This window comes from Formosa bonchosmolovskayae (genome assembly GCF_051016085.1).
Classification (GTDB): Bacteria; Bacteroidota; Bacteroidia; order Flavobacteriales; family Flavobacteriaceae; genus Formosa.
In genome coordinates, this window is record NZ_CP174605.1 from 2,365,123 (window position 1) to 2,387,994 (window position 22,872).

Genomic DNA, 22,872 nt, shown 5'->3' on the forward strand with positions numbered 1-22,872 from the left:
ATTAATATCATACATGATTGTATTAGAGTCTTTCTTTTCAAAACTTTGCATTAAATTTTTTATGTTTGCAAAGTTTTAAAAAAAAGCGGACTAACGTTTGGTGTATATTGATTTTAGACGTGATAAAAGTGCTTTCAGATTGAAATTATTATATCGTTTGCGCACCGCTTGTTATTAAGTTGTTTTTAATATCAAAATTTTAAACACTTGTAACAGCTATTGCTATAGAATAAACGTACACGAATCTAAATATTGACAAATAAATTATTGTTTATGACTACCTATAAAGATTACATTAAGGAGATCGAAGATCGTAAAGGTCAGGGGCTTCATCCAAAGCCAATTGATGGTGCTGAATTATTAAGTGAAATCATTGCACAGATTAAAGATCTAGATAACGAGTATAGAGAAGATTCTCTTAACTTTTTTATCTATAATGTGTTACCTGGAACAACTGCGGCTGCTATTGTAAAAGCTAAGTTTTTAAAAGAAATTATCCTTGGTGATTCTGTAGTTAAAGAAATTACTCCTGCTTTTGCTTTAGAACAATTATCTCACATGAAGGGTGGACCTTCAATAGAAGTATTATTAGATTTAGCTTTAGGTTCTGATGCTACCTTAGCGAAAGAAGCGGCCGAAGTTTTAAAAACACAAGTATTTCTTTACGATGCAGATACTGCACGTTTAGAAAAAGCATACAAAGACGGAAATGCGGTAGCTAAAGACTTATTAGAAAGTTATGCGAAAGCAGAATTTTTTACTAAACTTCCAGAAATAGACGAAAAAATAGACGTAGTAACATTTATCGCAGGAGTTGGTGATATTTCAACAGATTTATTATCTCCAGGTGGTGATGCACACTCGCGTTCAGATAGAGAATTACACGGTCAGTGTTTATTCGAACACAATAAAGAACAACAAGCAGAATTAAAAGCCTTACAAGCACAACATCCAGATAAACGTGTGATGTTAATTGCTGAAAAAGGAACAATGGGTGTTGGGTCTTCTAGAATGTCTGGTGTAAACAACGTGGCATTATGGACTGGTATTAAAGCTAGCCCGTATGTACCATTTATTAATATTGCACCAGTAATTGCGGGAACAAACGGAATTTCACCAATTTTCTTAACTACAGTTGGTGTAACAGGAGGTATTGGTTTAGATCTTAAAAACTGGGTGCAACAAAAAGATGCAGACGGAAACACGATTCGTGACGAAGAAGGAGAACCTATCTTAAAAGAAGAGTACTCTGTTGCAACAGGAACGGTACTTACTATTAATACAAAAGAGAAAAAATTATATAATGGCGATACCGTATTAAAAGATATTTCTGCAGCATTTACACCACAAAAAATGGAGTTTATGAAAGCAGGTGGATCTTACGCTGTGGTATTCGGTAAGAAATTACAAACCGTTGCTTCTAAAATATTAGGAGTAGATGTTGTGCCAGTATATGCACCATCAAAAGAAATTTCTATTGAAGGACAAGGACTTACAGCTGTTGAAAAAATATTCAACAAAAATGCTGTAGGTACAACGCCAGGGAAAGTATTACATGCAGGTTCAGACGTTCGTGTAGAAGTTAATATTGTAGGGTCTCAAGATACTACAGGATTAATGACTTCTCAAGAATTAGAAATGATGGCTGCGACAGTAATTTCTCCAATTGTAGATGGAGCTTACCAATCAGGATGTCATACAGCATCTGTATGGGATAATAAATCTAAAGCGAACATCCCAAGATTAATGCGCTTTATGAACGACTTTGGTTTAATTACTGGTCGTGATCCTAAAGGGAAATATTTCCCAATGACAGATGTTATTCATAAAGTACTTAACGATATTACAGTAGGAGATTGGGACATCATTATTGGAGGAGATTCTCATACACGTATGTCTAAAGGTGTGGCTTTCGGAGCAGATTCAGGAACGGTGGCTCTAGCATTGGCTACAGGAGAGGCTTCAATGCCAATTCCACAGTCGGTTAAAGTAACCTTTAAAGGTGAAATGAAATCGTATATGGATTTCCGTGATGTGGTACACGCAACGCAACAACAAATGTTAAAGCAATTTGGTGGTGAAAACGTATTCCAAGGACGAATCATCGAGGTTCATATTGGAACATTAACTGCCGATCAAGCTTTTACATTTACAGATTGGACTGCAGAAATGAAGGCTAAGGCGTCTATCTGTATTTCTGAAGACGATACTTTAATCGAATCTTTAGAGATTGCAAAAGGTCGTATCCAAATCATGATTGATAAGGGAATGGACAATGCAGGTCAAGTTCTTAAAGGTCTTGTTGAAAAAGCAGAAACTAGAATCACTGAGCTTAAAACTGGAATTAAACCAGCGTTAAGACCAGATGCTAATGCAAAATATGAAGCAGAAGTTGTAATTGATTTAGATCAAATCGTTGAACCAATGATTGCCGATCCAGATGTAAATAACGACGATGTTTCTAAACGTTATACTCACGATGTGATTAGACCATTATCTTTCTACGGAGGAACTAAGCAAGTAGATTTAGGATTCGTTGGATCTTGTATGGTACATAAAGGTGATATGAAAATATTGGCTCAGATGTTAAAAAACATTGAGAAGCAAAAAGGAAAAGTAGAGTTTAAAGCACCTCTAGTAGTGGCGCCTCCAACTTACAATATTGTAGACGAGTTAAAAGCAGAAGGAGACTGGGAAGTATTACAAAAATATTCTGGTTTCGAATTCGACGATAACGATCCAAAAGCAGTAGCGCGTACAGGATACGAAAACATGCTATATTTAGAGCGTCCAGGGTGTAACCTTTGTATGGGTAACCAAGAAAAGGCAGAACCAGGAGATACGGTAATGGCAACATCAACGCGTTTATTCCAAGGACGTGTGGTTAAGGATTCTGGAGAGAAAAAAGGAGAGTCTTTATTATCTTCAACTCCAGTTGTGGTATTATCTACAATTTTAGGTAGAACACCTAATTTAGCAGAATACCAAGAAGCTGTAGAAGGTATCAATTTAACGAAGTTTAAACCTTCAAGTAAGTTATTGTCTGTATAATTTACAGCATACACTCACTATATACAAAAAGCCTGAATCTAAGATTCAGGCTTTTTTTATGTTTCAATTTAAGTCTCTTTTCATCAAAACACCTTAATTTCTTTGCTAAAAAGGCTAAATTACTCTGGTTTTTAGCTCTAACAGTTAAAATGTTTCCTATAATCATTCTATATAATATAAACTTTTTTATAGTCATCTTACATTTCGTATATTAGAATCTAAAATAGTTTAATAAAACAATAAAAAATATGGCATTCGATATTGACATGATTAAGAGTGTTTACAGTCAGATTTCTGAACGTGTAGACAAAGCAAGAGAGGTAGTAGGAACACCATTAACACTATCTGAAAAGATTTTATATTCTCACCTCTGGGATGGGGTTTCTAATAAAGCATTTGTTAGAGGGAAAGATTACGTAGATTTCGCCCCAGATCGTATCGCTTGTCAGGATGCAACGGCACAAATGGCATTATTGCAATTTATGCAAGCCGGAAAAGATAATGTAGCTGTACCAACAACGGTACACTGCGATCACTTAATTCAAGCTAAAGAAGGCGCTTCAACAGATTTAAAACATGCAAACGATGTAAGTAGCGAAGTGTTTAAATTTTTAGAATCGGTGTCTAATAAATATGGTATCGGATTCTGGAAACCAGGAGCAGGTATTATTCATCAAGTTGTTTTAGAAAATTATGCATTCCCAGGTGGAATGATGATTGGTACCGATTCTCACACTGTAAATGCTGGTGGATTAGGAATGGTAGCCATAGGAGTAGGTGGTGCCGATGCTGTAGATGTTATGGCAGGTATGGCTTGGGAATTAAAATTCCCTAAATTAATAGGTGTGAAGTTAACCGGAAAACTTACGGGTTGGACTGCGCCTAAAGATGTTATTTTAAAAGTGGCAGAAATTCTTACCGTTAAAGGAGGAACAGGTGCTATTGTAGAATATTTTGGTGAAGGTGCAACGTCTATGTCGTGTACTGGAAAAGGGACTATTTGTAATATGGGTGCCGAAATTGGAGCAACAACTTCTACTTTTGGTTACGACGAGTCTATGGAGCGTTATTTACGTGCTACAGAACGTGCCGATGTTGCAGATGCTGCAAATGAAGTAAAAGAGTATCTAACTGCAGATCCTGAAGTGTATGCTAACCCTGAGCAATATTTTGATGAAGTTATAGAGATTAATTTATCAGAATTAGGCCCACTATTAAACGGACCATTTACACCCGATTTATCGACTACCGTAGGTGCAGAAATGACTGAAAAAGCCAAAGCTAACGATTGGCCAATAAAAGTGGAATGGGGATTAATCGGGTCGTGTACGAACTCGTCTTACGAAGATTTATCTCGTGCTTCTTCTATAGCGCAACAAGCTTTAGATAAAAAATTAAAAACAAAAGCAGAATTTGGTATTAATCCAGGTTCTGAAAAAGTAAGATATACGACAGAGCGTGATGGGATTCTTGAAATTTTCGAGAAATTAGATGCTACAATATTTACGAATGCTTGCGGACCATGTATTGGGCAGTGGGCAAGATATAGCGATCCTAAAAACGCACCTAAAAATAGTATCATCCACTCGTTTAACAGAAACTTTGCTAAGCGTGCAGATGGAAATCCAAATACACACGCCTTTGTAGCGTCTCCAGAAATGGTTGCTGCCATTGCCATTGCAGGACGCTTAGATTTTAATCCGTTAACAGATAAGTTAATTAATGAGGATGGAGAAGAAGTGATGTTCGATGAGCCAACAGGATGGGAATTACCTCCTAAAGGATTCGAAGTTAAAGACAATGGGTATTTAGCTCCAGACGAAGATGGTAGCAATGTTGTAGTATCTGTAGATCCAGATTCTGAACGTTTACAATTATTAGAACCTTTTACTCCAATAGGAGATTCGATAACCGGTGCTAAATTATTAATAAAAGCCTTTGGAAAATGTACAACCGATCATATCTCGATGGCGGGACCTTGGTTGCGTTACCGTGGGCATCTAGACAACATTTCTAATAACTGTTTAATTGGGGCTGTAAATGCATTCAATAAGAAAACAAACTTTGTTAAAAATCAATTGACTGGAGATTTTGAGGGTGTGCCAGATACGGCGCGTGCTTATAAAGCAGCAGGTATAAAATCTATTGTAGTGGGAGACCATAATTATGGAGAAGGATCGTCTCGTGAACATGCGGCTATGGAACCTCGCCATTTAGGTGTCGCTGCTGTTTTAGTGAAATCTTTTGCACGTATCCACGAAACAAACCTTAAAAAACAAGGGATGTTAGGATTAACGTTTGCGAATGAATCAGATTATGATTTAATTCAAGAAGATGATGTCATTAATTTCTTAGATTTAAATGAATTTGCTCCAGATAAGCAATTAACTATCGAGTTTGTTCATAAAGATGGAACTAAAGATGTTATTAAAACAGATCATACATATAATGCCGCACAGATTGCGTGGTACAAAGAAGGATCTGCATTAAACCTAATTAAAAAGGAAAATGCGTCAGCTTAATTAAGTCCAGTTGATAATTTATATAAACTCCTAAGGTTGCTTAGGAGTTTTTTTTGTTTACAAGGTGTCAGTAAGGATAATACCTCGATAGCGACTATGTCTAATATCCATTTTATACCCGTTACTATGAGCACACTTTGGTTTTTTGAAGACGTAAATTTATTTCGAAAGTTATGTCCGCATAAGTTTAAAGCGTATAAAAAAGAACATCTATTTTCCGGTTATAAGAAGAAAGACTATATCTATTTTGAAGAAGATTCTTCGAATAAAATATTTTTAATCGAAAAAGGCAAAGTTAAAATCGGGTACTATAATGAGGATGGTGCAGAAGTGGTTAAAGCCATATTGTCTAGAGGTGAGCTTTTTGGAGAAAAGGCCATCTTAGGCGAAACAAAACGCGACGAGTTTGCCCAGTCCTTAGACAATTCAACTACTATTTGTCCTATTGGAGTAGAGACCATGTACGACTTAATGCGCGATAATCAATCTTTCAGTTTTAAAGTCTATAAGTTTATCGGTTTAAAGTTTAAGAAACTAGAAAGGCGTTTACAGCTTTTATTGTTCAAAGATTCAAAGACACGCTTAAAGGAATTTTTATCGGAATTATGTGAAGATTCAGGCACACCTTGTCCAAACACAGGAGATACCATAATTAGTCATGACTATACTCAAAGTGATATTGCTTCATTAATAGGCATTTCTAGACCTACCTTAAATATCTTGCTTAATGAGTTAAAAGAAGAGAGTTATCTAGATTTCTATAGAAAAGAAATCCGTATTTTAAATAATGTTGCATAAATGTTTAACTTTTTTCGTTTGTGTTAGATAGCTAACAAAATAAGTTTTGCTTAACCTATAGATTTGTTTCAGATATAATTAAACATATTATAATAGAAATAAATTATGAAGAAAATAATCTTAGGAGTTGCCTTTTTAGGCTTAGTAGGTGTGTCATGTTCTAGTGACGATGATAATTCTAATACCATCACTACACCAGATAGTTCGTTTACAGTAACTATAGAAAATATTGCGCCAATCCAGGCATTTTTAAAATCTGGAGTATTTAATACCCCTGCAGGAGATTCTAGTCCAGGACCTGCAACCCCAGGAAAAAAATACGAATTTACTATAGATGCTGGTAGAAGTCAGCACCTATCCTTCGTAACCATGCTAGCCGCAACTAATGATGCCTTTTTTGGCCCAGGGAATGATGGTATTGCTTTGTATGATGATAATGGAGATCCTATTTCTGGCGATGTTACAGACCAAGTGTATCTTTGGGATGCAGGAACAGAAGTAAATGAAGAGCCTGCTGTAGGACCAAACACAGTAACCAATCAATCCGGACCAAATACTGGTGTTGTAGAAAATGGAAACGTTTTACTAATGAGTAACGTTACTAACGGAGAAGCTTTCAATTTTCCAGAAGTTAACGAGATCATTAATGTTACTGTAAACCATATCGAGGGCACGCAATTTTTAATTAGTATTGAAGATTTAGCCGATGCTACATTATCTACAAGCTTAGGAGATAGAGTTGCACCACTCTCTCCAGGTGTTTATGTGGTTCATGGAGGTGAAAATCCTTTATTTACTGAAGGCGAACCAGATTTAGGACAAGGGATTGAAAATATTGCGGAAGATGGCGATGTTACTAATTTAGGAACTTATACGGCAGAACATACAGGTGTAACGTATCCAGCATCTCCAGGTGTTTGGGTTGTACATAATAATGGAACTAAACCGTTGTTTACAGAAGGTGCGGTAGATTATGGTGATGGTGTAGAAGCCATAGCCGAAGATGGAAATACAGCTTTGTTAGGTGCAAATTTATTAAGTTTAGAAGGTGTTACAGAAGGGGCTATTTTTAATACTCCAGTAGGGAATAGTAGTCCTGGACCAATTTTACCAGGAAGTTCGTATTCATTTACTTTTGAAGCTCAAGTAGGCGATCATTTATCTTTTGTAAATATGTTAGCAGCTACAAACGATGTGTTTTTTGGAACAGCCGATGCCGGTATTGCACTTTTTAATTCTAATGGAGATGCTGTTAGCGGTGATGTAACAAGTAGTATTTATTTATGGGATGCCGGAACCGAAACAAACGAGGAGCCTGCAATAGGACCAAATACGGTTACAAATCAATTAGATAGTGATACAGGAGTAGCAGAGAATAACGCTATTATGCTTTTAAGTAATGTTAATGATGGTTATACTTATCCTGCAGTAAATTCAGTTCTTAAAGTTACAATTACAGCGAACTAGTATATATAATAGTATTCAGAATTCTTAATTATTGTAGAGTTTTGTCATTAAATTTGAAACGCATCGTCTATTAAAGAGGATGCGTTTCTTTTTTTTAATCAATTTATAATATAGAATGTCAAAATCAAAACACAATAAAATTTCAAATGTCATTTTTGCAGTATTTATCGTATTGCTAATAATTCCTCAGACCAGACAGCCTATACAAGTCTTTCTTCAGAAGGGATTAGCTTTATTTGCTCCTGCTGTAGAAGATAAATCCGATCAAGAACAATTAGATACCTATCAATGGAAATTAACCAATTTAAATGGCGAACCCTACAATTTTACATCGGCTAAAGGTCAAGTTGTACTTATTAATTTTTGGGCTACTTGGTGTCCGCCATGTATAGCAGAGATGCCAAGTTTGGTAAACTTACATAAGGATTATAAAGACGATGTTCAATTTTTGTTTGTTTCGAATGAAGACAAAGCGGTGATAGACGCTTTTTTAGAAAAGCGAGAGTTTAATATTCCGGTGCATCAGCCCATTTCAGCAGTTCCACAGGCCTTAAATACATCTTCTATACCTAGAACACTATTAATAGGTAAAGATGGAAGCATAGTGATTGATAAAACCGGAGCATCCAATTGGAATAGTGATACGGTAAGAGAAACTATCGATAAGTTGTTGTTGGAGTAGGTTTCTCAAAAACTATATATGCTTCTAAGGTGTTCGAGCGGAGTCGAGAGTAGAAAGATGTAACACGCTTTCATTTTACATTAACTACAAATTTAAATAATTCTGAAATCTCACACCTTTAGGACTTGATGCAATAAAATAGAAGTTATTTAATTATAGCGCATAAAAAAAGGTTAAACATAATGTTTAACCTTTTTTGTTGTGACCGGGCTGGGGCTCGAACCCAGGACCCTCTCCTTAAAAGGGAGATGCTCTACCAACTGAGCTACCAGGTCATTATTTTTGTTTGCGTATTGCGGGTGCAAAGATACTATCTTTTATTAAACTACCAACCTATTTTTAATATAATCGTAAAATTAATGGCTTTTTTAATCTTATAATCATTAAAATAACGATTAATTTTAGGTTAACAAAGCTGATTATAAGTGTGTTATAAATTGTGATTTTTATCGAAAAAAAAATAAAAAATATTTTAAAAAATAATAAAGAGCGTATAATTTAAAAGTGCGCACGAGAAGATTCGAACTTCCACGTCCTTAACGGACACTGGCCCCTCAAGCCAACGCGTCTACCAATTCCGCCACGTGCGCATTATAAAAGTGAGGTTTAAAAATAAAAAAAGGTTAAACGAATGTGTTTAACCTTTTTTGTTGTGACCGGGCTGGGGCTCGAACCCAGGACCCTCTCCTTAAAAGGGAGATGCTCTACCAACTGAGCTACCAGGTCATTGTTTTTGTTTGCGTATTGCGGGTGCAAATATATCACCTTTATTTAGAAAACCAAGCCTGTTTCTTATTTTTTTTTCGTTTTTTTGCTGTGCAATTACGTATGTTTTTAAGTATCAATAAAAAGCACCTCAAATGAATTTAATTTTAATAGGATATATGGGCTCTGGGAAATCAACTTTAGGTAAAAAGTTGGCCAAAACACTAAATTACCCATTTATAGATTTAGACCATTATATTGAAGAAAAAGAAGAATTATCTATTTCTGAACTTTTTAAAGTTAAAGGGGAAATTTATTTTAGAAAAAAAGAACACGAGTACCTTAAAGAGATTTTAGAGGAACAAAACGATGTGGTGTTAGCTCTAGGAGGTGGCACGCCTTGCTATGCAAATAATATGGATCTTATTAAAGCCGATAGCAAATCCACTTCAATTTACTTTAAAGCGGGAATTAACGAATTGGTGGGACGTTTAAAGCACGAACGTGCCAAACGCCCTTTATTAAATCGTTTTGATACAGACGAAGAATTGGTAGAATTTATTGGGAAACACTTATTTGAGCGCGCTGCATATTATAATCAAGCAGATATTTCTATAAGTGTAGATAAGAAAACGCAGTTTACTATCTTAGATGAGGTTATGACGCATTTAGTCTAAATACGCTTCAAACTGTTTGCTATCAAAATCTACGGTAACATGGTTATTTAAAGATGTAGATAAAGAAATGCCTTTAAAATCGGCTTTAACCGGATATTTCTTATGGTTTCTATTTACTAAAACAGCTGTTTTAAACTGTTTTAAAGGCACATCTAAAAAGAAACGTACACCATAAATTAAAGCAGTTCCCGAGTTTAGAACATCGTCTATTAAAACAATCGACTTATTCTTGTAGTCTTCTACGTCTAAAGAAGTTTTAATATCGTTTCTAGGGTTTTTCTTGTCTATAATTACTTTACAAAGGATAGGTTTTATAGGCGAAATTTTACTTAAAATGGTTTTTAGTTTTTTAGCTAAGATATAGCCGTTACTATCAATACCTGCTAAAATCACTTCCTCTTCATACACGTTACTTTCATAAATCTGATAAGCGATACGCTTAATTTTATGATTGATTTCATCGTGAGTTAAAATAATGTTTTTAGTCGTTTCCATGTGTGCGTTGAAATTTAATCAAAGATAAAGAGAGTTTTTTTATCCCGTTATCATTTTAAGAATTAAATATAGGAGTTAAATGTTAAGCCGGATTAATTGTCTTCTGTAGGTTCTACATTCTGGTCGTCCTGATAATCGTCTATATCTCGACGATCTTTTTTTGTCGGGCGTCCAGTTCCTTTTTTGCGATAATAATCTTTAGCATATTTTAAAAGTTCTTGCGCTGCAAATGCTTCTTTTGGCGTGGTATCTACGCGATAAAGATCGACTAATTTAGCACCAACTCGATTTGGAGGCAAATCGTTAACCTTCAGGCTGTAATTTACTTGGTCTTTACGAACTTCAATTTTATCTCGAGGATATACGTCTCGACTTGGTTTTACTACAGCTCCATTAACTTTTATATGTCCTTTTTTACAGGCTGTTGTCGCGATATTCCTTGTTTTGTAATATCTTACGCACCATAAATATTTATCTATTCGCATACTTTACTTGTGAAAATCATCAATTAACTAATTGTGCAAAATTATATTTAAAATCGTATCTTGCGCCCCAAAAATAAGCAATAATGAAATTAAGAACAGTCACTTTAACTATTTTATTAGCAGCATTGGTTTTCACATGTAAAAATGATGACGACGATGATGAAGTCGTTGTTGTACCAGCTAGAGATAGGACAGAAGTGTATGAGGAAAATAAAGCGGCGATTGATGCTTACTTAGATACTCACTTTTATAATTATGACGAATTTGATTTCGATAACCCGTATAGCGAAGCAAATGATAGTTTCCAGGTGGTTATAGATACTATTGCTGGTGAAAATAGCGATAAAATACCTTTAAGTCAGCGTCCGGAATTAATAGCCAAGCAGGTTGCCGATGCTGAAGAGGAGGATTTAATTTATACCATGTATTACTTAATGGTTCGTGAAGGTGAAGGCGATGTGATTCATTTTACAGATCGAGCATATTTGCAATATACAGGTACTTTATTAGACGGAACTATATTTGATAGTACAGTGACTCCTGTAGGTTTAAATATGTCTACAGTTGGATCTGATTTTGGAGTTGTAGATGGTTTTAGAGAAGGTACAATAGAATTTAAAACATCTGTAAGTAATTCTGAAAATGGAGATGGTACGGTAACTTACCACAAACACGGTATAGGTGCTATTATTATGCCTTCTGGATTAGGATACTATAGTTTAACACTTTCAAAAGTCCCTGCGTATTCTTGCCTTGTCTTTACACTGAGAACGCCAGGTGTTATTTATTTAGATCATGATAGCGATGGTGTATATTCATACTTAGAAGATTTAAATAATAACGGAGATTTTAGTGATGATGATACCGATGGAGACGATGTGCCAAATATTATTGATATTGATGATGATGGCGATGATGTACCTACTATTTGGGAGGACTTAGACAACGATGGAGATCCTACAAATGATATTGGAGCAAATGGTATTCCTAATTATTTAGATCCGACAGAGACCGCTTCTAATCAGGACGAAGATTAAATCGAAAAAATAAAGAGTATAAAAAATCCGCTTTACGATATCGTGAAGCGGATTTTTTTATGACGTATAAACAGCGTTTAAAGTTTATAAGAAATACTTAATATAAGTTGTTTTGGTTTAGAATCTATAGTTACATTCGAACCACTATTTGTTCTAAACTCTAATTCGTATGGATTAAATCCTTGGGCGTATCTTAAATCGATACCGATTCTATTTATATTATAGGCAAAACCAATATTAAAACCTACAGTAATATCTTTACTACTGCGCTCTTCCGCTTTTTTACCGTCTAATTTTGCATTAAGAATATATTGAAAAGAAGGTCCGGCAAATAAGGCTAAAGGGCCATATAATTGTACTCCTAATAGAACGGGAGAATCTACTTTTTGAACTTTAAAATCGTCATCATTATACGACTGATTTGTTTGTGTAAAAAGCACTTCGTGTTTAAGATAGATTTTGGTTCCAAATTTACCAAAAACACCTATATTAAATCCCATGCTTTTGTCGGAGTGGTCTATGTTTTCTCCATTAGTAGACGAATATTTACCACTAGAGCTATAATTTAAACCACCTTTTACACCAAACCCCGTACCCATTTGTGCCGAAGTAAGCTGTATAGTTGCAAAGACAATACAAAGTATTGCCATTATTTTTTTCATAGTATTCCTTTTATAAATATAAACACGAAACTACTAAAAATATTATCTCAGATTGGGGCTTAATCGCGAAGTCGTTATGAATTGATAATTTGGCATTAAATACGCTTCTAAACTATGTAATTGCTACAAATACCTATAAATTAAGCAGACTAAATTAAATTCTAATAGATAAATTTAGAATCAGTTGCTCTGGTCTGGAGTCTACTACCAGCATTACGCCGTTATTATTAAGGAAATTATTCTGATTTGCGCTAAAAGCACCTTCGTACCTCAAATCTATTGCAAAACGTCGTAAGCTAAAAGCAAGACCGACATTGTAACCTGTGGTAATCTCATTGTAAACATCTTCTGCTTTTTTTCCGTCTAATTTAGAGGATAAATTATATTGAAACGAAGGTCCTGCAAATATACTTAAGGGCCCAATAAGGCGAAGTCCCAAATTTACAGGTAAATCTATTTGTTGAACTTTAAATTTAGAATCTCCATTATTTCCATTAGAGTATTCACTACTAGTATTGGTATATAATAACTCAGGTTTAATATAAATCCAGCTACCAAACTTCGCAAAAACACCCAGATTAAAACCAAGGTTTCGATCTGGGTGTGCTATAATATCTCCTGTGTTAGAAATTAGTTTTCCATTCGAGCCATAGTTAAGCCCTCCTTTTATACCGTAACCTGAACCTGATTGTGCCATAGTGAATTGTATAGTTCCAACAAGCACAAAAAGCATTAAGATTAATTTTTTCATAATTTCGTTTTTAATAATAATTATATTAAACGCGAAACTACTAAAATTATTTCCTTTTTATCACGGTTTCGCAAGCCTTAATAATTGCTTCTGCATTTAAACCGTATTTGTCCATTAATTGAGCAGGTGTTCCCGATTCTCCAAACGTATCGTTAGTCCCTACAAATTCTTGTGGTGTAGGTTTGTTAGTTGCTAATACACGTGCAACACTTTCTCCTAAACCGCCCATAATATTATGCTCTTCTGCAGTAACAATACATCCTGTTTTAGAAACAGAATCTATAATAGCTTTAGCATCTAATGGTTTAATTGTATGTATGTCTATCACTTCGGCAGAAATACCTTTTTCGTATAATGCTTTTGATGCTTCTAAAGCTTCCCATACTAAATGACCGGTGGCTACAATAGTAACATCTGCACCTTCAGTTAATTGAAGTGCTTTTCCAATTTCAAATTTCTGATCTGCAGGTGTGAAAATTGGCACAGACGGACGACCGAAACGTAAGTAAACAGGTCCTTTATGTTCTGCAATAGCAATAGTTGCCGCTTTAGTCTGGTTGTAATCGCAAGGATTAATAACCGTCATACCAGGTAACATTTTCATTAACCCAATATCTTCAAGTATTTGGTGAGTTGCACCATCTTCACCTAAAGTTAAACCTGCGTGAGAAGCACAAATTTTTACATTCTTATCTGAATACGCAATAGACTGACGAATTTGATCGTAAACACGACCTGTAGAAAAGTTAGCAAATGTTCCTGTAAATGGAATTTTACCACCAATAGTTAATCCGGCCGCAATTCCCATCATGTTTGCTTCAGCAATACCAATTTGAAAAAAACGTTCTGGATTTTCTTTAATAAATTCGTCCATTTTTAATGAACCAATTAAATCAGCACATAAAGCTACAACATTAGGGTTTGTTCTTCCAAGTTCGGCTAATCCGGCTCCAAATCCGCTTCTTGTATCTTTTTTTTCTGTATATGTGTATGTTTTCATTGTCTTTGTAAATTGTGAAGGTTAATAGTCGCCTAAAGTTGCTGGGTTTTGAGCTAATGCATTTTCTAATTGCTCGTCGCTAGGTGCTTTACCATGCCAAGCGTGTGTGTACATCATAAAATCTACACCATTACCCATTACTGTTTTTAATAAAACACAAACTGGTTTTCCTTTTCCTGTTAATGCTTTAGCTTCAGCCATACCTTTTAATATCGCGTCTATATCGTTTCCTTCTTCAATAGTAAGAACGTCCCAACCAAAAGCAACAAATTTAGCTTCGATGCTTCCCATTGGTAAAACGGTATCTGTAGAACCATCAATTTGTTGTCCGTTTAAATCGATTGTAGAAATTAAATTATCTACTTTCTTAGCCGAAGCATACATAATGGCTTCCCAGTTCTGACCTTCTTGTAATTCTCCATCTCCGTGTAACGAGTACACTAAGCTAGAATCGTTATTTAATTTTTTTGCTTGAGCAGCTCCAATTGCAACAGACATACCTTGACCTAAAGAACCAGAAGCAATACGCACACCAGGTAAACCTTCGTGAGTAGTTGGGTGTCCTTGTAGTCTAGAATCAATAAGTCTAAATGTGTTTAATTCTTCTACAGGGAAATAACCTGCGTGAGCAAGAACACTGTAAAATACAGGTGAAATATGTCCGTTAGATAAGAAAAATAAATCTTCGTTAAGACCGTCCATGTCAAAACCGTCTTTACGGTCCATGATTTCATTGTATAGGGCTACTAAAAATTCTGCGCATCCTAAAGAACCTCCTGGATGTCCAGAGTTTACCTTATGTACCATGCGTAGAATATCTCTACGAACCTGAGTGGTTAAATCTTGTAATTCTTTTGTGTTAGCCATGTTGTTTTATAACTTAATTTTTAAAGGCTCAAAAATAACCCTTTATGTGTGTTTAACAAATTAATGTTTTAGTAATTTACGTAAAGGTTTACGTTCTTGTCTTTTTATATTTTTTTTAATACCAATATATCACAATGAGTTAATTATCTTTGCGCCCTGAAGAATTTTTGTACATGATATTCGATTTAAAAGCTAAAGACACACAAAGTAATGCCAGAGCTGGAGTAATTACTACAGACCATGGTAAAATAGAAACGCCAATTTTTATGCCCGTAGGGACCGTAGGTTCTGTAAAAGGCGTGCACCAGCGTGAACTTAAAAATGATATAAACCCAGATATTATTCTTGGAAATACCTATCATTTATATTTGCGTCCAAAGACCAAAATCCTTGAAAAAGCAGGTGGTTTGCATAAATTTATAAATTGGGATCGTAACATTTTAACCGATTCTGGAGGATACCAAGTGTATTCGTTATCTTCAAATAGAAAGATTAAAGAGGAAGGGGTGAAGTTTAAATCGCATATCGACGGTAGTTACCATGTGTTTACGCCAGAAAATGTAATGGAAATTCAGCGTAGTATTGGAGCCGATATTATTATGGCATTCGACGAATGTACGCCTTACCCGTGCGATTATAACTATGCAAGACGCTCAATGCATATGACGCACCGCTGGTTAGAACGTTGTTTAACGCATTTAGACAAAACACCGTTTACATACGATTATGCACAAACATTCTTCCCAATTGTACAAGGAAGTACATATAAAGATTTACGTAAGCAATCTGCAGAATATATTGCTGGAGTAGGAGCAGAAGGAAACGCTATTGGTGGATTATCGGTAGGAGAACCTGCAGAAGAAATGTATGCCATGACAGAAGTGGTAACCGATATTTTACCATGGGATAAGCCTAGATATTTAATGGGCGTAGGTACACCTATTAATATATTAGAAAATATTGCATTGGGTGTAGATATGTTCGATTGTGTGATGCCAACGCGTAATGCAAGAAACGGAATGTTGTTTACAGCTTACGGTTCTATCAACATAAAAAATAAAAAATGGGAAGACGATTTTTCTCCAATTGATGACATGGGCATCACTTTTGTAGATACAGAATACTCTAAAGCCTATTTAAAACATTTATTTTCTGTAAATGAATTATTAGGAAAGCAAATCGCAACCATTCACAATTTAGGATTCTATATGTGGTTGGTTCGTGAAGCGAGAAAACATATCTTAGCCGGAGACTTTAGAGTTTGGAAAGATATGATGGTTAAACAAATGGATAATAGGCTATAGGCTTGAAGATATTAGACTGGTACATATTAAAACGGTATTTGCTCACATTTTTAATGATGTTGTTGCTCTTTATCCCTATTGGGATTACCGTGAATTTGGCGGAAAAAATTGGTAAAATTTTAGAAAGAGAAGTACCTTTTGGAGAGGTGGCTTTATTCTATTTAGATTTTACCATCTATTTTGCGCACCTATTATTTCCGTTATTTTTATTTCTTTCGGTGATTTGGTTTACCTCCAAGTTAGCCAATAATACCGAGGTTATTGCTTTTTTAAGCTCTGGAGTATCATTCTCTAGGTTTTTAAGACCGTATATGATTGGTGCTACTGTTGTTGCCATTATGGCCTTGGTTTTGGGAATGTATTTAGCGCCCCAGGCCAGTAAAGGATTTAATGATTTCGATTATAAATACTTTAAAAACAACAAAAAAGCGGTAGAGACAGGGAGTGTATATAGACAGATAAACGATCATGACTTTATTTATGTGAGTAGTTTTGATGCTAAGAATAAAATGGGGCAAAACTTCTCTTTAGAGCATATTGTAGATAATAAGATGGTCTATAAACTGAGCGCTAGAAACATTCGTTGGATCGAAAAAGACTCGGTGTACCGTATGGTAAACTATGTAAAACGTACTGTTGGTGAAAACGACGATGTGTTTGAAACAGCCCGAAGAAAGGATACCATTTTTAGTTTCGATTTAGTCGATCTTACGCCTTTAGAATACATTGCAGAAACCTTAACATATAACGATTTAAACGAATTTATCGAAAAGGAGAAAAAACGTGGTTCTTCCAGTATTGGACGCTACGAATTGGTGAAATTTAGAAAATGGAGTTTACCAGTTTCCGTATATATTTTAACGATTATTGCCGTTGCGGTATCATCGCAAAAACGCCGCGGAGGGATGGGAGTCAATCTGGCATTTGGTGTGAGTATCGCTATGATCTTTGTGTTTTTCGATAAAATATTTGGGGTTATGGCAGAGCAGTCCGATTTTTCTCCATTAATCGCCGTATGGTTTCCTAATCTTATTTTTGGGGTGCTAGCCGCCTACCTTTTATATAATGCGAGACGCTAAATTACTCAATTATCTGCATGTACATCTGTTGGTGTTTATTGCGGGATTCACAGCTATTTTAGGAGAATTAATAACTATAGATGCCATTGCATTGGTATGGTTTCGTATGCTTATGGCAACGGTACTTATGTATGGCTACATATATATTAAGGGAATATCTATTAAAATTCCGCCTAAAGACATTGCGCGACTATCGGTTGCAGGAATTATAATCGCTTTACACTGGATTACCTTTTTTGCGGCCATAAAAGTGTCTAATATTTCTATTTTACTATCTATGGTGTCTTCAGGTGCGTTTTTCGCATCTATTTTAGAACCCATTATACTGAAACGAAAAATTATTAAATACGAAATGGTTTTTGGTTCGCTCGTTATTTTTGGTGTGGTTTTAATCACTCAAAGCGAATTGGAGTATATAGAAGGTATATTATTAGGTATACTTTCGGCCTTTTTAGCGGCTTTGTTTGCAGTTTTAAACGGGAAATATGTGAAGCAGTTTAGGCCTTCAGTCATTTCTATTTACGAATTTATTAGTGGTGTAATATTTATTACCATCTTCATCTTAATTTATGGATCTGGATTTAGTCAGGAATTTTTTATTTTAAAAACTTCAGATTGGTGGTATCTGTTTATTTTGGCATCGGTATGTACTGCATATGCATTTATTGCCTCGGTAAAAGTTATGGAGTATATTAGTCCGTATACGGTTATGTTAACCTTTAATTTAGAGCCAGTTTACGGTATTATTTTGGCTGTAATATTGTTCCCGGAAACAGAAAAAATGTCGACTAATTTTTACTATGGTGCAGCTATAATTTTAGGGGCTGTATTGCTCAATGGTATCATAAAAAATTGGAATGCTTTAAAAAGAAAACAGTCTTAACCTATTTTGAACGCTAAAGTTTTTATATTTGTAAGCTAACAAAATTAGAAATCCTTAATTGGTATGGAGTATTTAGAATTCGAACTTCCTATAAAAGAGCTTGAAGAGCAATTAGATAAATGCCAAATAATAGGCAAGGAAAGTGATGTTGATGTAACTGAGACTTGCAAGCAAATCGAGAAGAAGCTTATAGAGACTAAGACAGATATATATAAAAATTTAAGTCCATGGCAACGTGTTATGTTGTCTAGACACCCAAATAGACCGTATACCTTAGATTATATTCATGCACTTTGCGGAGATACGTTTTTAGAGCTTCATGGCGATAGAAATGTAAAAGACGATAAAGCCATGATTGGTGGTTTGGGTAAAATTGGCGATCAGAGTTATATGTTTATTGGTCAGCAAAAAGGGTATAACACCAAAACTAGACAATTGCGAAATTTCGGAATGTCTAATCCTGAGGGTTATCGTAAAGCCTTGCGCTTAATGAAATCTGCCGAGAAATTTGGAATTCCTGTTGTAACGCTTATAGACACTCCGGGTGCTTATCCTGGATTAGAAGCCGAAGAACGCGGACAAGGAGAAGCTATAGCAAGAAACATTCTTGAAATGACACGCTTAAAAGTGCCAATAATTACGGTTATTATTGGAGAAGGTGCTTCTGGTGGTGCTTTAGGTATTGGAGTAGGAGACCGTGTATTAATGTTAGAAAACACCTGGTATTCGGTAATTTCTCCAGAATCATGTTCATCTATTTTATGGCGCAGTTGGGAATATAAAGAACAAGCAGCCGAAGCTTTAAAGTTAACCGCTTCGGATATGAAAAAACAGAAGCTGGTAGATCAAATTGTAAAAGAACCTTTAGGAGGTGCACATACAGATCGTAAAGCAACCTTTGCTATTGTAAAAGATGTTATCGAGAAATCTTATGGTGAACTTAAAAACTTATCACCAAAAGAATTAGTGAAAAAACGTATGACTAAATATGAAAATATGGGTGTATTTAAAGACTAAACCTTTGATACCCTCACATATAAAACCTGAAGTTGAAAAACTTCAGGTTTTTTTATGGTTATTAACAATTTTTGTAAGTTATTAACAGTTAGAATGTTGAAGAAAGGTTAACATCAACAGTTAAAAATCATATTATAATAGCATCATTTTAGTTACTTTCGCAGTTATGAAACAACCGAATCAATTACAAGGCTACAAGGTCGACAAAAGCACTTTAATCAATTTAGAACGCGGTAAAATTCCGCCTCAAGCTACTGATTTAGAAGAGGTTGTGTTGGGTGCGATGATGATTGATAAAAAAGGTGTAGATGAGGTTATCGATATCTTAAGCTCCGATGCTTTCTATAAAGATTCGCATAGACACATTTTCGACGCCATATTTCAGCTGTTTGAAAATAGTGAACCAATCGACTTATTAACCGTTTCTACCCAATTAAAGAAGAATGGAAAGTTAGATGCTTCAGGAGGTGATTTTTACCTGATTTCATTGACTCAAAAAGTGTCATCTTCGGCACATATCGAGTTTCATGCGCGTATTATTCTTCAGAAATTTATTCAGCGTAGTTTAATCAAGATTTCTTCAGAAATTATTGAAGAAGCGTACGATGAAACCAAGGATGTTTTCGATTTATTAGATGCGGCCGAAACCAAATTATACGAAGTTACCCAAGGGAACATCAAAAAATCGAGTGAAACTGCTCAAGACTTAGTTATTCAAGCTAAGAAGAAAATTGAAGAAATATCTAATAAAGAAGGATTAAGTGGTATTCCTACCGGATTTGATAAGCTAGATAAATTAACTTCGGGATGGCAACCTTCTGATTTAATTATTGTAGCCGCTCGTCCAGGGATGGGAAAAACAGCATTAACCTTATCTATGGCGCGTAACATTGCCGTAGACCAAAATATACCAGTGGCCTTTTTCTCTTTAGAGATGGCATCTGTACAGTTAATTATGCGTTTAATTTCGTCTGAAACGGGATTATCTTCAGAGAAATTAAGAACAGGAAAATTAGAAAAACACGAGTGGGAACAGTTAAATGTAAAAGTAAAAGGACTTGAAAAAGCACCTCTTTTTATAGATGATACGCCTTCGCTTTCTATATTCGATTTACGTGCAAAAGCCAGACGTTTATCGTCGCAACACGGTATTAAATTAATCATGATTGACTACTTGCAGTTAATGACAGGAGGGCCAAGCCATGGTGGAAACCGTGAACAAGAGATCTCGATGATTTCTCGAAACTTAAAGGCTTTAGCAAAAGAATTAATGGTGCCTGTAATTGCACTGTCTCAGTTATCGCGTGCGGTTGAAACGCGTGGAGGTTCTAAACGTCCGTTACTTTCCGACCTTCGTGAATCTGGAGCGATCGAGCAGGATGCAGATATTGTATCGTTTATCTACCGTCCGGAATACTATAAAATTGAAGAATGGGATGATGACGAGCGTTCTCCAACCGAAGGACAGGCGGAATTTATTATCGCAAAACACAGGAATGGTGGTTTAGAAAATATCCGTCTGAAGTTCTTAGGACACTTAGGTAAGTTCGACAACTTAGACGATTTTGATTCGCCTTACGAATTCCATAGTAAAATGAATACAAATCCAAATGAAAATGCAGCAGCAGGTGGTTTTAGTTCTGGAAGTAGTTTCCCTACACCAACCGATGCCTTTGGAAGTGCCATGAACGAAGACGACGATAACGACGTGCCGTTCTAAACATTTTAGACCATATATTAGAAACCATGAAAGTTGCTTTTAAAGTGATTTTCATGGTTTTTTGCTTGATACACCGAGGTTATAGTTAGAATGTTACGAAATGAAATCTGGTATATATGCAGGTGAAACGGTTTTCAGATTTAAGTTTCGGGCTTCTACGTACTTTTAAAAGCTGGAGAAGCTAATTCATCTCAGAATTAATTGGGCATGGAAACATTAACATCTAATCTTTTATTAAAGTGTTTTAAAGCACATTAAAAATTAAGTATCTTTCAACTTCAATATTTACCTCAAAACTATTTTGAAACGCATTCTATTTTTCTTCTTATTTATATTCTTTTCGGTACAGATGTTTGCTTCGTATATCTTAATTCCTATGGATGCCGACGGACAAAAAAATCATTTAAAGGCGTATGGCATGACCTATTGGTCGCTGGATAAGCAATTAAAAGTAAAGTGGCTTTTAAACTATCGAGGAGGTTCATTTTTACTACCAGATACTGCAGAAATTCAGAAGGAATGTCAGATTCGAGGAGTGTCTTTCGAAGTGGTATCTAACGAGAAGGCTACACAAATCCTGGAACTTATTGATAGTCCGAGTCAGAATATGGAAGCCGTAGTGCTAGAAAAAGCACCTAAGATTGCCGTATATACACCAAAGGGAAAATTGCCATGGGACGATGCTGTAACTATGGTGCTCACTTATGCCGAAATTCCGTATACCACCGTTTACGATGAAGATGTATTAAACGATAATCTTCTTCTTTACGACTGGTTGCATTTACATCATGAAGATTTTACAGGGCAGTTTGGGAAGTTTTATAACAGTTTTAAAACGGCATCTTGGTATATTGAAGATAAAAAAGAAGCCGAAGCATTGGCAGCACGTTTAGGGTATAATAAAGTGTCTGATGCCAAGTTGGCTGTGGCTTTAAAGATAAGAGATTACGTTGTGGGTGGTGGCTTTATGTTTGCCATGTGCAGTGCTACCGATTCCTTCGATATTGCATTATCTGCCGAAGGTGTAGATATTTGCGAAGCCATGTTTGATGGCGATGCTAGTGATCCCGATTATCAGCGTGACATTGATTACTCGAAGACTTTTGCATTTACTAATTATACTTTAGAACGCAATCCTAGAGTGTATGAGTTTTCATCTATAGACATGACGCCAAAACGCCGTATTGTTAAAGATGCTGATTATTTTAGTCTGATGGACTTTTCTGCCAAATGGGATCCTGTGCCTACAATGTTATGTCAGAATCATACTGCATTGGTGAAAGGATTTATGGGGCAAACCACGTCGTTTACGCGCGATGAGATTAAATCGAATGTATTGGTACTTGGCGAAAATACGAGTAATGGTGAGGCCAAATATATTCACGGTATAAAAGGCAAGGGCTTCTTTACGTTTTATGGTGGTCACGACCCTGAGGATTATACCCATAAGGTTGGCGATCCTAAAACCGAATTGGAACTACATCCTACTTCTCCGGGTTATCGACTTATTTTAAATAATGTATTATTTCCGGCGGCTAAAAAGAAGAAACAAAAAACTTAATTAAGTTCCGTTTAATGTGGTGTTGGTGGTGTCTACCGATAAATTAAAGGCAATAGTGTACATTGTAAATACTAGTCTATTTACATCTCGTGATTCTTTAAATATAAAC

General features: G+C 35.5%; 19 protein-coding genes and 3 tRNA genes. 13 read left to right on the plus strand and 9 right to left on the minus strand.

The window, feature by feature from the left end; genetic code table 11:
- The first annotated feature begins 273 nt into the window (after positions 1-273).
- The 5 genes from ACKC83_RS10095 (at position 274) to ACKC83_RS10115 (ending at position 8,520) form a co-directional block, all read left to right on the plus strand.
- Entirely contained in the window at positions 274-3,051 is a 2,778-nt protein-coding gene (locus ACKC83_RS10095) for a bifunctional aconitate hydratase 2/2-methylisocitrate dehydratase (protein ID WP_414037183.1), read from the plus strand.
- A 248-nt stretch (positions 3,052-3,299) separates the two neighbouring features.
- Positions 3,300-5,573, plus strand: coding sequence for an aconitate hydratase (locus ACKC83_RS10100; protein WP_434035403.1), 2,274 nt, complete (start codon positions 3,300-3,302; stop codon positions 5,571-5,573).
- Between the two features lie 126 nt (positions 5,574-5,699).
- On the plus strand, positions 5,700-6,371 hold the full coding sequence (locus tag ACKC83_RS10105) for a Crp/Fnr family transcriptional regulator (RefSeq protein WP_414037181.1): 672 nt from the start codon (positions 5,700-5,702) through the stop codon (positions 6,369-6,371).
- Positions 6,372-6,476: 105 nt separating this feature from the next.
- Positions 6,477-7,838, plus strand: coding sequence for a spondin domain-containing protein (locus ACKC83_RS10110; protein WP_434035404.1), 1,362 nt, complete (start codon positions 6,477-6,479; stop codon positions 7,836-7,838).
- 115 nt (positions 7,839-7,953) lie between these two features.
- On the plus strand, positions 7,954-8,520 hold the full coding sequence (locus ACKC83_RS10115; RefSeq protein WP_434035405.1) for a redoxin family protein: 567 nt from the start codon (positions 7,954-7,956) through the stop codon (positions 8,518-8,520).
- A gap of 202 nt (positions 8,521-8,722) precedes the next feature.
- On the opposite strand, the gene ACKC83_RS10120 is transcribed toward ACKC83_RS10115, so the two are convergent.
- The 3 genes from ACKC83_RS10120 to ACKC83_RS10130 all read right to left on the minus strand — a co-directional run bounded on the left by ACKC83_RS10120 (position 8,723) and on the right by ACKC83_RS10130 (position 9,246).
- Positions 8,723-8,795 (minus strand) — tRNA-Lys (locus ACKC83_RS10120).
- Positions 8,796-9,025: 230 nt separating this feature from the next.
- Positions 9,026-9,110: transfer RNA gene (locus ACKC83_RS10125), tRNA-Leu, on the minus strand.
- Positions 9,111-9,173: 63 nt separating this feature from the next.
- Positions 9,174-9,246: transfer RNA gene (locus tag ACKC83_RS10130), tRNA-Lys, on the minus strand.
- A 134-nt stretch (positions 9,247-9,380) separates the two neighbouring features.
- On the opposite strand from ACKC83_RS10130, the gene ACKC83_RS10135 reads away from it, so the two are divergent.
- Positions 9,381-9,902, plus strand: a complete 522-nt coding sequence (locus tag ACKC83_RS10135; RefSeq protein WP_434035406.1) for a shikimate kinase — start codon at positions 9,381-9,383, stop codon at positions 9,900-9,902.
- Here the strand turns inward: ACKC83_RS10135 and ACKC83_RS10140 are convergent.
- Positions 9,894-10,397, minus strand: a complete 504-nt coding sequence (locus ACKC83_RS10140; protein WP_414037177.1) for a phosphoribosyltransferase family protein — start codon at positions 10,395-10,397, stop codon at positions 9,894-9,896. The two genes, ACKC83_RS10135 and ACKC83_RS10140, sit on opposite strands and share 9 nt — an antisense overlap.
- A gap of 92 nt (positions 10,398-10,489) precedes the next feature.
- Positions 10,490-10,882, minus strand: a complete 393-nt coding sequence (locus ACKC83_RS10145) for an RNA-binding S4 domain-containing protein (RefSeq protein ID WP_434035407.1) — start codon at positions 10,880-10,882, stop codon at positions 10,490-10,492.
- A gap of 83 nt (positions 10,883-10,965) precedes the next feature.
- On the opposite strand from ACKC83_RS10145, the gene ACKC83_RS10150 reads away from it, so the two are divergent.
- Complete coding sequence (locus tag ACKC83_RS10150; RefSeq protein ID WP_434035408.1) at positions 10,966-11,919, plus strand: FKBP-type peptidyl-prolyl cis-trans isomerase; 954 nt, start codon at positions 10,966-10,968, stop codon at positions 11,917-11,919.
- A 77-nt stretch (positions 11,920-11,996) separates the two neighbouring features.
- Here ACKC83_RS10150 and ACKC83_RS10155 read toward each other — a convergent pair whose 3' ends face one another.
- From ACKC83_RS10155 to ACKC83_RS10170, 4 genes are all read right to left on the minus strand, one after another.
- Positions 11,997-12,581: an outer membrane beta-barrel protein gene (locus ACKC83_RS10155; RefSeq protein ID WP_434035409.1), complete on the minus strand. Its 585-nt coding sequence runs from the start codon at positions 12,579-12,581 to the stop codon at positions 11,997-11,999.
- Between the two features lie 154 nt (positions 12,582-12,735).
- Positions 12,736-13,332 carry an outer membrane beta-barrel protein gene (locus tag ACKC83_RS10160; RefSeq protein WP_434035410.1) on the minus strand — a complete coding sequence of 199 codons (597 nt, stop codon included), beginning with the start codon at positions 13,330-13,332 and terminating at the stop codon, positions 12,736-12,738.
- A 46-nt stretch (positions 13,333-13,378) separates the two neighbouring features.
- Positions 13,379-14,332 carry a transketolase family protein gene (locus ACKC83_RS10165; RefSeq protein ID WP_414037172.1) on the minus strand — a complete coding sequence of 318 codons (954 nt, stop codon included), beginning with the start codon at positions 14,330-14,332 and terminating at the stop codon, positions 13,379-13,381.
- 21 nt (positions 14,333-14,353) lie between these two features.
- Positions 14,354-15,199, minus strand: a complete 846-nt coding sequence (locus ACKC83_RS10170) for a transketolase (RefSeq protein WP_414037171.1) — start codon at positions 15,197-15,199, stop codon at positions 14,354-14,356.
- Positions 15,200-15,372: 173 nt separating this feature from the next.
- Between ACKC83_RS10170 and tgt the strand changes: the two genes are divergently transcribed.
- The 6 genes from tgt to ACKC83_RS10200 all read left to right on the plus strand — a co-directional run bounded on the left by tgt (position 15,373) and on the right by ACKC83_RS10200 (position 22,763).
- The gene (gene tgt / locus ACKC83_RS10175; RefSeq protein WP_038527959.1) at positions 15,373-16,503 is read left to right on the plus strand and encodes a tRNA guanosine(34) transglycosylase Tgt; all 1,131 of its coding nucleotides are present in this window, start codon (positions 15,373-15,375) and stop codon (positions 16,501-16,503) included.
- Positions 16,504-16,505: 2 nt separating this feature from the next.
- Positions 16,506-17,582, plus strand: a complete 1,077-nt coding sequence (locus ACKC83_RS10180; RefSeq protein WP_414037170.1) for an LptF/LptG family permease — start codon at positions 16,506-16,508, stop codon at positions 17,580-17,582.
- A complete protein-coding gene (locus tag ACKC83_RS10185) occupies positions 17,569-18,465 on the plus strand; it encodes a DMT family transporter (protein ID WP_434035411.1) in 897 nt (298 codons plus the stop codon). The genes ACKC83_RS10180 and ACKC83_RS10185 overlap by 14 nt, the downstream gene beginning before the upstream one ends.
- A gap of 63 nt (positions 18,466-18,528) precedes the next feature.
- Positions 18,529-19,482 carry an acetyl-CoA carboxylase carboxyltransferase subunit alpha gene (locus ACKC83_RS10190; protein ID WP_414037168.1) on the plus strand — a complete coding sequence of 318 codons (954 nt, stop codon included), beginning with the start codon at positions 18,529-18,531 and terminating at the stop codon, positions 19,480-19,482.
- Positions 19,483-19,648: 166 nt separating this feature from the next.
- Positions 19,649-21,202, plus strand: a complete 1,554-nt coding sequence (dnaB, locus tag ACKC83_RS10195; RefSeq protein WP_414037167.1) for a replicative DNA helicase — start codon at positions 19,649-19,651, stop codon at positions 21,200-21,202.
- A 376-nt stretch (positions 21,203-21,578) separates the two neighbouring features.
- Complete coding sequence (locus ACKC83_RS10200) at positions 21,579-22,763, plus strand: asparagine synthetase B (RefSeq protein WP_434037772.1); 1,185 nt, start codon at positions 21,579-21,581, stop codon at positions 22,761-22,763.
- Positions 22,764-22,872 lie beyond the last annotated feature (109 nt).

What these genes read in the sequence shown, in the direction of transcription:
- ACKC83_RS10185 (WP_434035411.1), top strand. Translation starts at nt 17,569, where the DNA reads ATGCGAGACGCTAAATTACTCAATTATCTGCATGTACATCTGTTGGTG.
- ACKC83_RS10160 (WP_434035410.1), bottom strand. Translation starts at nt 13,332, where the DNA reads ATGAAAAAATTAATCTTAATGCTTTTTGTGCTTGTTGGAACTATACAA.
- ACKC83_RS10095 (WP_414037183.1), top strand. Translation starts at nt 274, where the DNA reads ATGACTACCTATAAAGATTACATTAAGGAGATCGAAGATCGTAAAGGT.
- ACKC83_RS10135 (WP_434035406.1), top strand. Translation starts at nt 9,381, where the DNA reads ATGAATTTAATTTTAATAGGATATATGGGCTCTGGGAAATCAACTTTA.
- ACKC83_RS10190 (WP_414037168.1), top strand. Translation starts at nt 18,529, where the DNA reads ATGGAGTATTTAGAATTCGAACTTCCTATAAAAGAGCTTGAAGAGCAA.
- ACKC83_RS10145 (WP_434035407.1), bottom strand. Translation starts at nt 10,882, where the DNA reads ATGCGAATAGATAAATATTTATGGTGCGTAAGATATTACAAAACAAGG.
- ACKC83_RS10155 (WP_434035409.1), bottom strand. Translation starts at nt 12,581, where the DNA reads ATGAAAAAAATAATGGCAATACTTTGTATTGTCTTTGCAACTATACAG.
- ACKC83_RS10100 (WP_434035403.1), top strand. Translation starts at nt 3,300, where the DNA reads ATGGCATTCGATATTGACATGATTAAGAGTGTTTACAGTCAGATTTCT.
- ACKC83_RS10140 (WP_414037177.1), bottom strand. Translation starts at nt 10,397, where the DNA reads ATGGAAACGACTAAAAACATTATTTTAACTCACGATGAAATCAATCAT.
- ACKC83_RS10115 (WP_434035405.1), top strand. Translation starts at nt 7,954, where the DNA reads ATGTCAAAATCAAAACACAATAAAATTTCAAATGTCATTTTTGCAGTA.
- ACKC83_RS10150 (WP_434035408.1), top strand. Translation starts at nt 10,966, where the DNA reads ATGAAATTAAGAACAGTCACTTTAACTATTTTATTAGCAGCATTGGTT.
- ACKC83_RS10165 (WP_414037172.1), bottom strand. Translation starts at nt 14,332, where the DNA reads ATGAAAACATACACATATACAGAAAAAAAAGATACAAGAAGCGGATTT.
- ACKC83_RS10200 (WP_434037772.1), top strand. Translation starts at nt 21,579, where the DNA reads ATGGATGCCGACGGACAAAAAAATCATTTAAAGGCGTATGGCATGACC.
- dnaB (WP_414037167.1), top strand. Translation starts at nt 19,649, where the DNA reads ATGAAACAACCGAATCAATTACAAGGCTACAAGGTCGACAAAAGCACT.
- ACKC83_RS10170 (WP_414037171.1), bottom strand. Translation starts at nt 15,199, where the DNA reads ATGGCTAACACAAAAGAATTACAAGATTTAACCACTCAGGTTCGTAGA.
- tgt (WP_038527959.1), top strand. Translation starts at nt 15,373, where the DNA reads ATGATATTCGATTTAAAAGCTAAAGACACACAAAGTAATGCCAGAGCT.
- ACKC83_RS10105 (WP_414037181.1), top strand. Translation starts at nt 5,700, where the DNA reads ATGAGCACACTTTGGTTTTTTGAAGACGTAAATTTATTTCGAAAGTTA.
- ACKC83_RS10110 (WP_434035404.1), top strand. Translation starts at nt 6,477, where the DNA reads ATGAAGAAAATAATCTTAGGAGTTGCCTTTTTAGGCTTAGTAGGTGTG.